The following is a 14012-nucleotide window of genomic DNA, read 5'->3' as shown; positions in this document are numbered from 1 at the left end:
GAGCAGGTTCTGATGCAGCGGGGCGGCCGGGCCGGCATGGCGTGGCCGCCCTCAAAGGCTGTAAAATACCGGCTTTCCGCTTGACGACCTTTTACCGTTCGACGGCTTTGGCGTGCCAAGGCCGTTTTGGTTTTTACTACCGATCATGACCGCCACCACTTCTGCTGCAACTCCAGTGCGCACCCGTTTCGCGCCCAGTCCCACCGGCTATCTGCACCTGGGAGGCGCGCGCACCGCGTTGTTCTCGTGGGCCTATGCCCGTCGCTTCGGCGGCACCTTCATCCTGCGCATTGAAGACACCGACCTGGAGCGTTCCACGCCGGAAGCGGTGCAGGCCATCATCGAAGGCATGCAATGGCTGGGCCTGGCGCACGACGAAGGCCCGTTCTACCAGATGAAGCGCATGGAGCGTTACCGCGAAGTGGTGGGGCAGATGCTGCAGGCCGGTACGGCCTATCACTGTTATTGCTCGCCCGAAGAAGTCGAGGCAATGCGCGAGCGCCAGCGCGCCGCCGGTGACAAGCCGCGCTACGACGGCACCTGGCGTCCGGAAGCCGGCAAGACGCTGCCGGCGATTCCCGCCGACCGCAAGCCGGTGGTGCGCTTCAAGAATCCAATCGATGGCGACGTCACCTGGAATGACGTGGTCAAGGGGCCGATCACCATCTCCAACCGCGAGCTGGACGACCTGGTGATCGCCCGCCCGGACGGCACCCCCACCTATAACTTCTGTGTGGTGGTGGACGACTGGGACATGAAGATCACCCACGTCATCCGTGGCGACGACCACGTCAACAATACCCCGCGCCAGATCAACATCCTGCGCGCCCTGGGCGGCACGCTGCCTGAATACGGCCATGTGCCGATGATTCTCGGCGCCGATGGCGAGAAGCTGTCCAAGCGCCATGGCGCGGTCAGCGTGATGGACTATCCGGCCCAGGGTTACCTGCCGGAAGCCATGCTCAATTACCTGGCGCGCCTGGGCTGGAGCCACGGCGACGACGAAGTGTTCTCGATGGAACAGTTCTGCGCCTGGTTCGACCTCGACCATCTGACCAAGGCGCCGGCGCAGTTCAACCCCGAAAAGTTGAACTGGCTCAACAACCACTACATCAAGCTGGCCGACAATGCCCGCCTGGCCGGGCTGGTGCGCCCGTTGCTGGAAAAGGACGGCGCGGTGTTCGACGGCGCGCCTGACCTGGCGGGCGTGATCGGTTTGCTCAAGGACCGCGCCAACACCCTCAACGAGATTGCTGCTGCCGCGTTGATGTTCTATCGCCAGCCGGCGCCCGAGGCGGCGCTGGTCGAGCAGCACATCACCGACGCCATCAAGCCGGCGCTGGCCGAATTTGCGCAGCGTTGCGCCACGGTCGACTGGACCAAGGAAGCGCTGGCGCCGATGATCAAGGAAGTGCTGGCCGCCCACAAGCTGAAGATGCCCCAATTGGCCATGCCGTTGCGCCTGATCGTGGCGGGTCAATTGCAGACCCCGGCCATTGACGCCGTGCTGCAATTGTTCGGACGTGAGGTGGTGGTCGTGCGTTTGCAGGCTTACCTCTAAAAACCGTCTGGTTTTTTCAAAAATCTGTTGTCTTTTGAAAATAGGTATTGCATAATCTCGCTTCTTCGCAACGGGGGTATAGCTCAGCTGGGAGAGCGCTTGCATGGCATGCAAGAGGTCAGCGGTTCGATCCCGCTTACCTCCACCAGCGACCCGCAGTAGTTTGGCGGTGATTCTTCGAGTAAGACTTGAAGATAGAAGTAGTAAGCAGTACCGTATGTCCCCTTCGTCTAGAGGCCTAGGACATCACCCTTTCACGGTGAGTACGGGGGTTCGAATCCCCCAGGGGACGCCAGGATTTTGAGATGGCGTTACGACCCAGCAGGTAACGCAGTATCGATGAGTTTCAAGAAGTACGAATGTCCCCTTCGTCTAGAGGCCTAGGACATCACCCTTTCACGGTGAGTACGGGGGTTCGAATCCCCCAGGGGACGCCAGGTTTGAAAAAGCCCGCTGTTTGCGGGCTTTTTATATCGCCGGGGGTATAGCTCAGCTGGGAGAGCGCTTGCATGGCATGCAAGAGGTCAGCGGTTCGATCCCGCTTACCTCCACCAGCGACCCACACGAATGGTGTGGGAGATTGTAGAAGTACCGTATTTGTCCCCTTCGTCTAGAGGCCTAGGACATCACCCTTTCACGGTGAGTACGGGGGTTCGAATCCCCCAGGGGACGCCAAAAAATAAATAGCCCGCTTTGCGGGCTATTTGCTTTTTGACGTCGCCTAGCGATGTGCAAGTGCACATCGCGGGGGGGATTCGAAGGGTTTCGCTTGCAAGCGAAACCGCGGCCTGCCGGAGGTAGGCGAGTCCCTCGCTCGCGTAGCGAGCGTTAGCTGGCTGTCAATTACGCACCGAGGAAACTACAAGCCAGGATAGCCCGCGATAAGCGGGCTATTTGCTTTTTGAGCTCCCCCGACGCATCCCCAGCCACTGGGCCCTGACTTTCGTCAGGGCGACGGAGGTAAAGTGATAGGTCACCCGGACGAAGGTAAGGTGATAAGTTACCTGTCGTGTCGGCGAAGGCCGGTACCCAGCGGCGTCTTTCACTTCATTGACTAAATACCGGCAAGACATCGGCATTGAAGGCAGTTCTCCGTAAAACTTAAGCCACTGGCCCCTGACCTTCGTCAGGGCGACGGCGGTGAAGTCAGGGGCGACGCCCGACAACACGGGAAACAGGCATCCAGTAATACGCGAAAAATTACGCTATCCTGCTCGACAAGCAGCGCACCCAAGAGGCGCCCACGACACCAGGAGATCCAATGACCGAGGCGGCACAGCTAGACATCGACAACCGTGGCGTGGCCACCATTCTTCTCAATCGTCCCGATGTGCACAATGCCTTCGATGACCAGTTGATCACACACCTGATCGGCTTGATTGCCCAGGCCGCAGCCGATCCACGTACCCGCCTGCTGGTGCTGGGCTCGACCGGCAAGTCGTTCTCGGCCGGCGCCGACCTGAACTGGATGCGCCGCATGGCCGACGCCGCGCGGGAAGACAACCTCAACGATGCGCGGCAACTGGCGCAATTGATGGCGAACCTGAATGATTTTCCGGCGCCGACCGTGGCGCGGGTGCAGGGTGCGGCCATGGGCGGAGGGGTCGGGTTGGTGGCCTGTTGCGACATCGTCATCGCTGCCGAGCCGGCTTTCTTTGCGCTCTCCGAAGTCAAGCTGGGCCTGGCGCCCGCCGTCATCAGTCCCTACGTGATTGCCAAGATCGGCGTATCGCAGGCGCGTCGTTATTTTGTCTCGGGCGAACGCTTTTCGGCCCTCCGCGCCACCGCCATCGGCCTGGTGCACGAAGTGGTGCTGGCGGCCGAACTCGATGCCCGCACCGAGCAACTGATCGCAACGCTGCTGGCCAATGGCCCCCAAGCCATGCGCGCGGCCAAGCAACTGGTGCAGACGGCCAATCCATTGCAGATCGAGCCAGCGCTCACCGACTACACGGTAGCGGTGATCGCCGATCTGCGTGCTTCGGAAGAAGGCCGTGAAGGCCTGCGGGCATTTCTTGAAAAAAGCGCCCCGGCCTGGACGGCAGAGGGCTGAGTGCCAAGGTGTCGTGAATCAGTTCCGATCGCGCTGGCGGCCGAAACCGCACATCCGCCCACCCAGGCGTTCGCGCTCTTCCGGCGTCATGGCCTGCCAGCGTGCGCGCATGCGCCGTTTCTTGTCATGCCAGTGGCGATTGCCGCGAAACCCGCCGAACAGGATCCGGCATAGCACCAGCAGCCCCAGCGCACGCCAGAAACCGATCTCGGTGGCAGCCGGGAAGATCGGCGGCACCACCCAGTTCCATAACAGCATCACGGCTGCGCCCAGCGCCAATACGCACACCGCCACGCAGGCCAGCTTGAGCAGCCAGCCCATCCTGAAGCAACGCCGGCCTCGGCCCCGTTGCCCGTCATCGATCTGATCCAGTTGTTCCATTACATCTCCAATTCGTCATAGACCGCCTGCAGGCGACGTCGCAGGTGCAGGACGGCATAGCGCTTGCGCGCCAGTAATGTGTTTTGCGCCACGCCGCTGTCGGCCACCATCTGCTTGAAGCTGATGCCGTCCAGTTCGTGCGCCACGAACACCTCGCGTTGTGCTTCCGGCAATTCGTCCAGCGCTTCCTGCAAGGCCTGCAGCAGTCGCGACCGCGCATAGGCTGCCTCGGGGCCGCCATCGGCTGCCGGCAAGGCCAGGTCGAGGCGGAAACTGTCGTCGGCGCCATCGACATCATCGATATCGGCCGGGTCGACCAGTTGCTGCTCTTTCTTCTTGCGGAAGCGGTCGATGATGCGGTTGCGCGCCACCCGGAACAGCCAGGCCCCGACCTGCTCGATCGGTTCCGGCAAGCGATAGGCCTGGACGAACTCCAGCATCACATCCTGCAGGATGTCCTCGGCCTCGCCGGCGTCGGCCACGCGACGGCGGATGAAGCCACCCAGCCGGCTGCGCTCGCGCAACACGGTGGCGGTGATTTCGTTTTCCTTGTCGCTCATTGCAAGGTGGGTGGATGTCGACTGCATGCCCTGAAGACGGGGCATCTTCAGCGATATTGTGGAGGCCGAAAAAAATCCCGGCGCCACCGCGATTCTAGCGGTTGGCCGGGATGGCAGGGGGATCAGGCGGTGGACTTAGGCGGCCGACTCAGGCGCCCAGCACCTCGATGATGCGCCGCCCGATATGCTGCGCATGGGTCGCCAGCGCAAAGTGCCCGGTATCGAGCATCTCGACCACCGCATCGGCATTGTCGCGACGATAGGCCTGGGCTCCCGGCGGCAGGAAGAACGGATCATTCTTGCCCCAGATCACCAGGGTCGGCAGGCGACGTTGGCGGAAGAACGCCTGGAAATCAGGGTAGCGCTCAAGGTTGGTCCGGTAGTCATAGAACAGGTCGAGCTGGATGTCGCGGTTGCCCGGGCGCGCCATCAGCGCGATATCCTGCGTCCAGCCATCCGGCGCCACCAGCGACGCATCGGCCACGCCGTGCTCATACTGCCAGCGGATGCTGGCCTCCGAGAGCACCGCATCGGCGACCACGGCCCGATGTTGCGGCGACGGGTCGGCCCAGTAATCGCGGATCGGCGCCCAGCCGTCGCCCAGTCCCTCGAGATACGCGTTGCCGTTCTGCGAGACCAGTCCGGTCACGCGCTCCGGATGCGCCACCGCCAGGCGCAGCCCGGTCGGCGCACCGTAGTCGAAGAAATACAGGGCGTAGCGGGTCAGGCCAATGACGTCGACGAAGGCGCCCAGCGTTGCGGCCAGCGCGTCGAAGGTGTAGACGTACTGGCGCTCGGCCGGCACTTCGGTAAAGCCGAAGCCAGGCAGGTCCGGTGCGATCACGCGGAAGTGCTGCGCCAGCGGCGGAATCAGTTCGCGAAACTGGTACGACGCCGTGGGAAAACCATGCAGCAGCAGGATCACCGGAGCGTCGGCGCGGCCAGCCTCGCGATAAAACACGCGCACGCCATCGGCGTTGACAAAGCGGTGGTGGACAGGTTGGCTCATGCTCTTCTCCTTGTAACTGTTAAAAATTAATTTAAGGGGTTTCAATGTGAAGCATCGTCGCCGATGTTTTAAAACCTGTCAAATATTTTTTAATGGTTACATTAATCATTGCATGCATGTAACTATGAAGATTGATCCGCTTTTTTTCCTTTTTTTGATAACTTGAATAAATGATTTTTATAAGTTACATTGTTTGATCATTTATTCTCGCCACGATCATGACGACCGACGTTCCCACCACCGCTGCAGGCGCCCACCTGCTGGCAGACCACCCGGCACTGGATATGCTCAATACGGGCGGCCTGGCGTATGACGGCCAGCGCGTCGAGCGCTGGCGCGACGATGCCGATGTGCTGGAATGGCTGGGCAAGTCCGGCATGCTGAGCGAAGGGGCGGGCGGCGTGGCACGCGGGGAGCTGGTGGATGCGGCACGCGCGCTGCGTGAAACCGTGCGCACGCTGGTACAGGCGCGTAAGCAAGGGCAGTGGGCCGACCCCGAGCTGCTCAATCGTTTCTTGCGCGATGGCCTGACCTACGACCGGCTGGCGTGGCCCGACGACGGCGCGCCGGAAATCCGGCAAGAGAGCCTGGCGCAGGGCGCTGCGCGCGTGCTGCAACCGCTGGCCGCGGCCGCCGCAGCGCTGCTGGCGGGCGGCGACTTCAACCTGGTCAGGCGCTGCGAGCATCCCGAATGCGTCTACTGGTTCTATGACCGCACCAAGTCGCATCGGCGTCGCTGGTGCAGCATGGCGTTATGTGGCAATCGCTTCAAGGTGGCGCGTCACCGGCAGCGTGCGGTGGGCCAGCCTTCAGCGTAACGACTGCATCGCCGGCGCCTGCCCCATCAGGAAATCCCGGTTCAGTTCGATGCATTCGCGCAGGTAACTCCATAGCGCCGAGACCCGCGCCACGTGACGCTGTTCACTGGCCGCCACCAGCCAGAAGGTGCGGGTGATGCTGATCTGCGATGGCAGCACCGGCACCAGCTTGTCCGACTGTTGCGCCAGGAAACACGGCAGGATCGCCAGCGCATGGCCGCTGCAGGCAGCGGTGTACTGCGCCACCACGCTGGTGCTGCGAAAGGCGCGAAACGCGTCCGGCGCCACCGTGTCCTTGTAGCGCAGCTCTTCGCTGAAGACCAGGTCATCGATATAGCCGATGAAGTTGTGCCGTGACAGGTCGCTGACTTCGTTGATCGGCGGGTGCTGTTCCAGGTACTCGCGGGTGGCGTAGAGCTTGAGCACATAGTCCGAGAGCTTGGTGACGACATAATTGCCCGACAGCGGCCGTTCGATCGATACGCTGATGTCGGCTTCGTGCTTGGACAGGTTCACGAAGCGCGGCATCGGCAGCATGTCGACCGTGATGTGCGGATTGCGGGCGCAGAAGTGCGCAATGTGCGGTGCCAGCACGAAAGTGCCGAAACCCTCGGTCGCGCCCAGTCGCACCTGTCCCGACAACTTGCTGTTCTGGCCCCCCAGCTGTTCGGCGGCGGCATAGACGGTGCTCTCTATCTTCTCGGCGTATTCCACCAGGCGGTAACCCTCGGCGGTGAGTTTGTAGCCATGATTGTTGCGATCGAACAGCTGGCTGCCCACCTGCTGCTCGAAGCGCTTCATGCGGCGTGACACCGTCGAGTGATCGATGCCCAGCTTGCGGGCCGCATCGACCAGGCCCTGGCTGCGCGTGAGTTCCAGAAAAATCCTGAGGTTATCCCAGTCCTGCATCGTGTCTCCCAGAGGGCGCGTTTTGCATTAATGCAAAGCGGTTTTGAATTTGTAGTTATTGTGCCGATATTAACGCAAATGCAGAATGGTGCACGACCCGTCGTCGACGTAACGCCGGGCGTGCAGACAACAACGACAATATCCAGGAGACAGCAACATGCGTAAAACCGTATCCGGCCATGCCCTCATGGCCGCTGCAGCAGCTTGCACGTTCGCTTTTGGCGCCAGCCCGGCCCAGGCCCAGAACAACGACACCGTCAAGATCGGCATCCTGACCGACATGTCCGGACCGTATTCGGCCATGGGTGGCCAGGGTTCGGTGGTGGCCGCCAGGATGGCGGTGGAAGATTGCCTCAAGGCCGAATGTCGCGGCATGAAGATCGAAGTGCTGTCGGCCGACAACCAGAACAAGCCTGATGTGGGCGTCACCCGCGCCCGCGAGTGGCTTGATCGTGACCGCGTGGAAGCCATTGCCGACCTGACCAATTCATCGGTGGCGCTGGCGGTGCAGAAGCTGATCAAGGAAAAGGGCGGCGTGGCCATGTACAGCGGCCCGGCCACCGGCGCCTTGACCACCAGCGAATGCGCCAGCAACGGTTTCCACTGGATGTTCGACACCTATTCGCAAGCCGCCGGTGCGGCCGCGGCGCTGACCAAGCTGGGCAACAAGTCGTGGTACTTCGTGACCGTCGATTATGCCTTCGGTCATTCGCTCGAGAAAGATGCCTCCGATGTCGTCAAGGCCAACGGCGGCAACGTGGTCGGTTCGGTGCGTCATCCCCTCAATGCGTCCGACTTCTCGTCCTTCCTGCTGCAGGCGCAGGCCTCCAAGGCGCAGGTGATCGGGCTGGCCAACGGCGGCACCGATGTGGTCAATGCCATCAAGCAGGCCCGTTCGTTTGCCGTCGGCGGCAAGGATCAGCGCCTGGTTGCGCTGCTGGTGTTCCTGTCGGACGTGCATGCACTGGGGCTGGATGCGGCCCAGGGCCTGGTCTACACCGACGGTTTCTATTGGGACTATGACGAACAGACGCGCGCCTTTTCCAAGCGCTTCGAAACCCAGTTCAAGAACAACAAACCGACCATGGTGCAGGCCGGCGTCTATTCGAGCGTCTATCACTTCCTGAAGGCGCGCGCCGCCGCCGGCACGGCCGACTCGAAGGTGGTGTCGCAGAAGATGCGCGAGATCCCGATCAATGACGTGGTCATGCGCAATGCCTCGATCCGCCCCGATGGCCGGGTGATCCATGACATGTACCTGTACCAGGTCAAGACGCCGGCCGAATCCAAGGGTGCATGGGATTACCTCAAGCTGCTGTCGGTGATTCCCGCCCAGCAGGCCTTCCGTCCGATGGATGCTGCCTGTCCATTGACCAAGCAATAAGTTTTTGCCTGGGACGGTCGATGTTCTCCGGGCTGCCCAGGCCTTCTTTCTTTTACAGGAACCCGCAATGAGCCAAGCCCAGATCCCCAACGTGCCTCTCTTCCTCAACGGCGAGAAGGTGCAGTCCACCTCCACCGAATGGCGCGACGTCAAGAACCCGGCCACGCAGGAAGTGGTGGCGCGCGTGCCGTTCGCCACCAAGGCCGAGGTCGACCGTGCCGTGGCCAACGCCCGCGACACCTTCAAGACCTGGCGCAACACCTCGCTGGCGCAGCGCATGCGCATCATGCTCAAGTTCCAGCAACTGCTGCGCGATAACATCGGGCCGCTGGCCGAGCTGATCACCCGCGAGCACGGCAAGACCCTGCCCGACGCCGAGGGCGAAGTGATGCGCGGGCTGGAAGTGGTGGAGCACGCCTGCTCGATCACATCGCTGCAACTGGGCGAACTGGCCGAGAACGTGGCCGGTGGCGTCGATGTCTATACGCTGTACCAGCCGCTGGGCGTGGGCGCCGGCATTACCGCCTTCAATTTCCCGGTGATGCTGCCTTGCTTCATGTTTCCCATCGCCGTGGCCTGCGGCAATACCTTCGTGCTCAAGCCGTCCGAACAAGACCCGAGTTCGTCGCTGTTCCTGGTCGAGCTGGCCAACCAGGCCGGCCTGCCGCCCGGCGTATTGAATGTGGTCCACGGCGGCCCGGAAGTGGCCAACATGATCTGCGACCATCCCGACATCAAGGCCATCTCGTTCATCGGCTCGACCCATGTCGGCACCCACATCTACCGCCGCGCCAGCGAAGCCGGCAAGCGCGCGCAATGCATGATGGGCGCCAAGAACCATTGCATCGTGCTGCCCGACGCGCCCAAGGACCAGGCCATCAACAACCTGCTGGGCGCCGCCTTCGGCGCTGCCGGCCAGCGCTGCATGGCCAATTCGGTGGTGCTGCTGGTGGGGCAGACCCGAGAATGGATCGGCGAGATCGTGGAGCGCTCCAAGGCCATGAAGGTCGGCCCGGGCAGCGACCGCAGCGCCGATGTCGGCCCGCTGGTATCGGCCGCCGCCAAGGAACGGGTCGAGCGCCTGATCGGGGTGGGGGTGGAGCAGGGCGCCAAACTGCTGCTGGATGGCCGCAACTGCAAGGTGGCCGGGCACGAGAACGGCAACTTCGTCGGTCCCACCGTATTCGCCGGCGTCAAGCCCGAGATGGACATCTACACGCAGGAAATCTTCGGCCCCGCCATGTGCATCGTCGAAGTCGACACGCTGGACGATGCGATTGCCTTCATCAATGCCAATCCCAACGGCAACGGCACGTCCATCTTCACCAGCTCGGGTTATTCGGCGCGCAAGTTCCAGAACGAGATCGATGTCGGACAGGTCGGCATCAACGTGCCGATCCCGGTGCCGGTGGCCTACTTCAGCTTCACCGGTTCGCGCGCATCCAAGCTGGGCGACCTGGGGCCCAACGGCAAGCAGGCGGTGCAATTCTGGACCCAGACCAAGACCGTCACGGCGCGCTGGTACGCGCCCGACGAACAGGCCGGGCAAGTCAACACCACCATCACCCTGAAGTAAGAAAGGAGTCCCTCATGAGCGCCAACATCGTATTCATCGGACTGGGCAACATGGGCTTGCCGATGGCGCAGAACCTGGTCAAGGCCGGTTATTCGGTCAGCGGCCATGACCTGGTCAAGGCCAGCGTCGACAAGCTGGTGCAGGCCGGCGGCAAGACCGGGGCGGACTCGATGGCGGCGGTGGCCGAGGCCGATGTGGTCATCACCATGCTACCGGCTAGCCGCCATGTCGAATCGCTCTACCTGGGCGACCAGGGCGTACTGGCGTCGGCTAAAAAAGGTGCGCTGCTGATCGACTGCTCGACCATTGCGCCGGAGGCCGCGCGCAAGGTGGCGGCAGCGGCGGCGGCCAAGGGTTTTGCCATGCTCGACGCGCCGGTCTCGGGCGGCACCAATGGCGCCGCCGCCGGCACGCTGACCTTCATGGTGGGCGGTCCGGCGCAGGCCTTCGAGGCGGCGCAGCCTTATCTGCAGAAGATGGGAAAAGCGATCTACCACGCCGGCGAGAGCGGCAGCGGCCAGACCGTCAAGGTCTGCAACAACATGCTGCTTGGCATCCTGATGATCGGCACATCCGAGGCGATCCGCCTGGGCGTGGCCAATGGCATGGACCCGTCGGTACTGTCGGAAATCATGTCCAAGAGTTCGGGGCGGAACTGGACGCTGGAGGTCTACAACCCTTGTCCGGGCGTGATGGCGACAGCCCCTGCGGCCAAGGATTACGCCGGTGGCTTCGGGGTCGACCTGATGCTCAAGGATCTGGGCCTGGCGGTAGAAAGCGCGCTGGCCACCAGTAGCGCAATCCCGCTGGGGGCAGCGGCGCGCAACCTGTACGACATCCACAGCAAGAATGGGGCGGGGGGGCTGGATTTTTCCAGCATCTACAACTTGCTGGGGAAGGTGAAATAAGGGCGATGCAGCAATGCTTCGTCGTGACGGCCAATGCCGGTACCCAGCGACTTGGATTGCATATCGATGTCTGCGGAAAGTCGCTGGGTCCTGACTTTCGTCAGGACGACGGAGCTTGATTTATAAGTCGATTGTCGTCCCGGCGAAGGCCGGGACCCAGCGACTTTAGCCACAGGCTCGATGCCTGCTTACTTCTTCACTTCATCTTCGATATGCGCGCGCACGATGTCGGCAAAGCTGGCGTCGGCGGTGAAGCCCAGCGCCTTGGCGCGTTTGGCTTCGAAGGCGCCTGGCCACGAGTTGACGATGCGCTTGATGGCTTCGTCTTCTTTCCACTCGATCAGCTTGACCACTTCAGGGCCGGCAACCTGCTCCAGCGCTGCCACCATGTCGCCCACCGTTACGCACAGGCCATCGATGGACAGGAAGCGGGCCAGGCCCAGATCGGCGCCATTGATTTCGTGACCGTGGATCAGGTTGGCGATGGCCTGGCGCGGCGACATCAGCCACATGCGGGTATCGCGACCGACCGGGCATACCGAAGGCTGGCCGTTGAGCGGTTCGCGGATGATGCCCGAGGCAAAGCTGGAAGCCGCCTTGTTAGGCGCGCCGGGACGCACCGAGATGGTCGGCATGCGCAGTGCGCGGCCGTCGATGAAACCCTTGCGGCTATAGTCGTTGACCAGCAGTTCGCCCATCACCTTCTGCGCGCCGTAGGAGCTTTGCGGCATCAACAGCGTGTTGTCCGGCACCACGGCCGGCAATTCGCCGCCGAACACCGCCACCGAGCTGGTGAAGACCACGCGCGGCTTGCTGCCGACGGCGCGGGCGCGTTCCAGGATCACGCGGGTGGCGTCGAAGTTGATCTTCATGCCCAGCTCGAAGTCGGCTTCGGCGTGACCGCTGACGATCGCCGCCAGGTGGAAGATCGACTGCGTGTCGGCCGTGATGACGCGCTCGATGACGGCGGCGTCGGCGATGTCGCCGGTGACGGCTTCGATGCGCGGGTCATTGAAGCCCTGGGCTGGCACCACGTCGAGCAGGGTGATGCGGGTGATCTCTTGCTGCTGGCCGTTGCTGCCGGTCAGCTTGCCACGCTGCAGCAATTGGCGAGCCAGTCGGCTGCCCAGGAAACCGGCGCCGCCGGTGATGACGATATGCATGTGTTCTCCTCGGATTCTGTTAAGACTGCGGGTTGCTTCAATTACATTGCGGCAGAAATTATAACAGAAAGTTGTCATACAACTTTTGCTGATCATCAGGTGCAGGTAGGTGTTTCTGCAGATCGAAAAGGGCTGCCGGAAGCGGTATCATGGCGACCTCATGAAGCCTACCGAATCCACGCCCGCCCTTGCTGCCAGCCGTGCCGCGCGCGGCAAGGGCACACTTGCCGATCACGTCACCAGCATGCTGGCCGAGCAGATCCGTTCGGGCGAGTTCGCACCCGATGCGCGGTTGCCATCCGAGATGGAATTGACCGAGCGTTTCGCGGTCAGCCGCACGGTGATCCGCGAAGCAATTTCGCGGCTGAAGTCCGAAGGCTTGGTCGGCTCGCGTCGTGGCAGTGGCACCGTGGTGCTGGGCGCCAACCAGGCCACGCCGTTCCGGCTCGACATGCAGGTGGGCGATGTGCGCGATTCGATCCAGGCGGTGTTGCGGGTCATCGAGTTGCGGCGCGGCGTCGAAGGCGAGATGGCGGCGCTGGCGGCGCAGCGCCGCACCCGCGCGCAAAGCCACGCCATCCAGCAAGCGTTGAAGGCGATCGATGCGGCCGCCGATGAGGGGCGCGATGGCGTACAGGAAGACTTTGCCTTTCACGCTGCCATTTCCAATGCCGCCCACAATCCGCTGTACACATCGCTGGTGCAGTTCCTGAGCCAGTTCCTGCACGCGGCCATTCGCGTGGCGCGCATCAATGAGGCGCGCCGCGCCGACTTCCAGCAGCAGGTGCGCAGCGAGCACGCGGCCATCGCGCAAGCCATTGCCGACGGCGACGCCGCAGCGGCGCGGGCGGCGGCATTGCAGCACATGGAGAATTCGGCGCACCGGATCCAGGCCGCCGACAGCGAATTCTGGGCCAGCGAAGGCGGCAAGGCGGCACGCCATCTGGCGCAGGTCAAGGCGGGAACGGAAGAGTAGTTCGCGATGATTCAGGGCATAAAAAAACGCTGCTCGAGGCAGCGTTTTTTATTGATCGGCAACTAACAGAAATTAGTTACGAACGACCTTCTTGTACTCGTTGGTACGGGTGTCGATTTCGATCACGTCGTCCTGGCTCACGAACAACGGCACCATGACCACGATCTGGTTGGCTTCGATGGCGTTTTCGATCTTGGCTTCCTTGAGCACGTTACCGGAGGTGTTGCCCTTGACGGCAGGTTCCGAGTAAGTGATCAGGCGTTCGATGGTGGTCGGCATTTCGACCGAGATGGCCTTGCCGTCATAGAACACGGCTTCGCATTCCATGCCATCCTTCAGGTAGTTGATCGCTTCGCCCATGTTTTCGCCTTCGATCTCGTACTGGTTGTACTCTTGATCCATGAAGACGAACAGCGGGTCGGCGAAGTACGAGTAGGTGACCGGCTTCTTGTCCAGCACCACCACGTCGAACTTGTCGTCGCCGCGGAAAACGCTTTCCATCGGGGTGTTGGTCAGCAGGTTCTTCATCTTCCACTTGTAGGTGAAGCCAGTACGGGAAGAGCCGTTGATGTCGGAACGCAGGACGATCATGGGCTTGCTGTCGACCATGATGATGTTGCCGACGCGGATTTCTTTTGCAAATTTCATAGCGGATAGTCGTGAAAAGGTAGGTTTCTTCAAACTGTCCGTAGCCTGATGGCAAAGAGCACCGCA

The 14012-nt window shown here is 62.1% G+C and carries 13 protein-coding genes and 5 tRNA genes; 12 read left to right on the top strand and 6 right to left on the bottom strand.

Annotated elements, in window-relative coordinates; all coding sequences use genetic code 11:
* Positions 1 to 145 precede the first annotated feature (145 nt).
* The 7 genes from gltX to LBW87_RS02160 all read left to right on the top strand — a co-directional run bounded on the left by gltX (position 146) and on the right by LBW87_RS02160 (position 3614).
* Complete coding sequence (gene gltX / locus LBW87_RS02190) at positions 146 to 1561, top strand: glutamate--tRNA ligase (protein WP_225199782.1); 1416 nt, start codon at positions 146 to 148, stop codon at positions 1559 to 1561.
* 72 nt (positions 1562 to 1633) lie between these two features.
* Positions 1634 to 1709: transfer RNA gene (locus LBW87_RS02185), tRNA-Ala, on the top strand.
* A 71-nt stretch (positions 1710 to 1780) separates the two neighbouring features.
* Positions 1781 to 1856, top strand: a tRNA-Glu gene (locus LBW87_RS02180).
* A gap of 66 nt (positions 1857 to 1922) precedes the next feature.
* Positions 1923 to 1998: transfer RNA gene (locus LBW87_RS02175), tRNA-Glu, on the top strand.
* 41 nt (positions 1999 to 2039) lie between these two features.
* Positions 2040 to 2115, top strand: a tRNA-Ala gene (locus tag LBW87_RS02170).
* Positions 2116 to 2160: 45 nt separating this feature from the next.
* Positions 2161 to 2236, top strand: a tRNA-Glu gene (locus LBW87_RS02165).
* A 586-nt stretch (positions 2237 to 2822) separates the two neighbouring features.
* Positions 2823 to 3614, top strand: a complete 792-nt coding sequence (locus LBW87_RS02160; RefSeq protein ID WP_225199781.1) for an enoyl-CoA hydratase-related protein — start codon at positions 2823 to 2825, stop codon at positions 3612 to 3614.
* Positions 3615 to 3632: 18 nt separating this feature from the next.
* Here LBW87_RS02160 and LBW87_RS02155 read toward each other — a convergent pair whose 3' ends face one another.
* The 3 genes from LBW87_RS02155 to LBW87_RS02145 all read right to left on the bottom strand — a co-directional run bounded on the left by LBW87_RS02155 (position 3633) and on the right by LBW87_RS02145 (position 5564).
* Positions 3633 to 3995, bottom strand: coding sequence for a hypothetical protein (locus LBW87_RS02155; RefSeq protein ID WP_413927602.1), 363 nt, complete (start codon positions 3993 to 3995; stop codon positions 3633 to 3635).
* The gene (locus tag LBW87_RS02150) at positions 3995 to 4582 is read right to left on the bottom strand and encodes an RNA polymerase sigma factor (RefSeq protein WP_413927601.1); all 588 of its coding nucleotides are present in this window, start codon (positions 4580 to 4582) and stop codon (positions 3995 to 3997) included. Before LBW87_RS02150 ends, LBW87_RS02155 begins: the two co-directional genes overlap by 1 nt.
* A 121-nt stretch (positions 4583 to 4703) precedes the next feature.
* Positions 4704 to 5564, bottom strand: a complete 861-nt coding sequence (locus LBW87_RS02145; protein WP_225199779.1) for an alpha/beta fold hydrolase — start codon at positions 5562 to 5564, stop codon at positions 4704 to 4706.
* 218 nt (positions 5565 to 5782) lie between these two features.
* On the opposite strand from LBW87_RS02145, the gene LBW87_RS02140 reads away from it, so the two are divergent.
* A complete protein-coding gene (locus LBW87_RS02140; protein ID WP_225199778.1) occupies positions 5783 to 6382 on the top strand; it encodes a CGNR zinc finger domain-containing protein in 600 nt (199 codons plus the stop codon).
* Here the strand turns inward: LBW87_RS02140 and LBW87_RS02135 are convergent.
* Positions 6374 to 7291, bottom strand: a complete 918-nt coding sequence (locus LBW87_RS02135; RefSeq protein ID WP_225199777.1) for a LysR family transcriptional regulator — start codon at positions 7289 to 7291, stop codon at positions 6374 to 6376. The genes LBW87_RS02140 and LBW87_RS02135 overlap by 9 nt on opposite strands.
* 157 nt (positions 7292 to 7448) lie before the next feature.
* On the opposite strand from LBW87_RS02135, the gene LBW87_RS02130 reads away from it, so the two are divergent.
* The 3 genes from LBW87_RS02130 (at position 7449) to mmsB (ending at position 11159) form a co-directional block, all read left to right on the top strand.
* Complete coding sequence (locus LBW87_RS02130; protein ID WP_225199776.1) at positions 7449 to 8675, top strand: ABC transporter substrate-binding protein; 1227 nt, start codon at positions 7449 to 7451, stop codon at positions 8673 to 8675.
* Positions 8676 to 8742: 67 nt separating this feature from the next.
* Positions 8743 to 10251 (top strand): CoA-acylating methylmalonate-semialdehyde dehydrogenase, encoded by a 1509-nt coding sequence (locus LBW87_RS02125; protein WP_225199775.1) that lies wholly within the window; start codon positions 8743 to 8745, stop codon positions 10249 to 10251.
* Positions 10161 to 11159 (top strand): 3-hydroxyisobutyrate dehydrogenase, encoded by a 999-nt coding sequence (gene mmsB, locus LBW87_RS02120; protein ID WP_413927613.1) that lies wholly within the window; start codon positions 10161 to 10163, stop codon positions 11157 to 11159. Before LBW87_RS02125 ends, mmsB begins: the two co-directional genes overlap by 91 nt.
* Positions 11160 to 11347: 188 nt before the next feature.
* Here the strand turns inward: mmsB and denD are convergent, their stop codons facing one another.
* Positions 11348 to 12322: a D-erythronate dehydrogenase gene (gene denD, locus LBW87_RS02115; RefSeq protein ID WP_225199774.1), complete on the bottom strand. Its 975-nt coding sequence runs from the start codon at positions 12320 to 12322 to the stop codon at positions 11348 to 11350.
* Between the two features lie 160 nt (positions 12323 to 12482).
* On the opposite strand from denD, the gene LBW87_RS02110 reads away from it, so the two are divergent.
* The gene (locus tag LBW87_RS02110) at positions 12483 to 13298 is read left to right on the top strand and encodes a FadR/GntR family transcriptional regulator (RefSeq protein ID WP_225199773.1); all 816 of its coding nucleotides are present in this window, start codon (positions 12483 to 12485) and stop codon (positions 13296 to 13298) included.
* 72 nt (positions 13299 to 13370) lie between these two features.
* On the opposite strand, the gene LBW87_RS02105 is transcribed toward LBW87_RS02110, so the two are convergent.
* Complete coding sequence (locus LBW87_RS02105; protein ID WP_008112841.1) at positions 13371 to 13946, bottom strand: elongation factor P; 576 nt, start codon at positions 13944 to 13946, stop codon at positions 13371 to 13373.
* Positions 13947 to 14012 lie beyond the last annotated feature (66 nt).

Source organism: Herbaspirillum sp. alder98 (assembly GCF_020179755.1).
Classification (GTDB): domain Bacteria; phylum Pseudomonadota; class Gammaproteobacteria; order Burkholderiales; family Burkholderiaceae_D; genus Herbaspirillum.
Note: the sequence above shows the minus strand (reverse complement) of the source record. Positions and strands in the feature narration are given on the sequence as shown.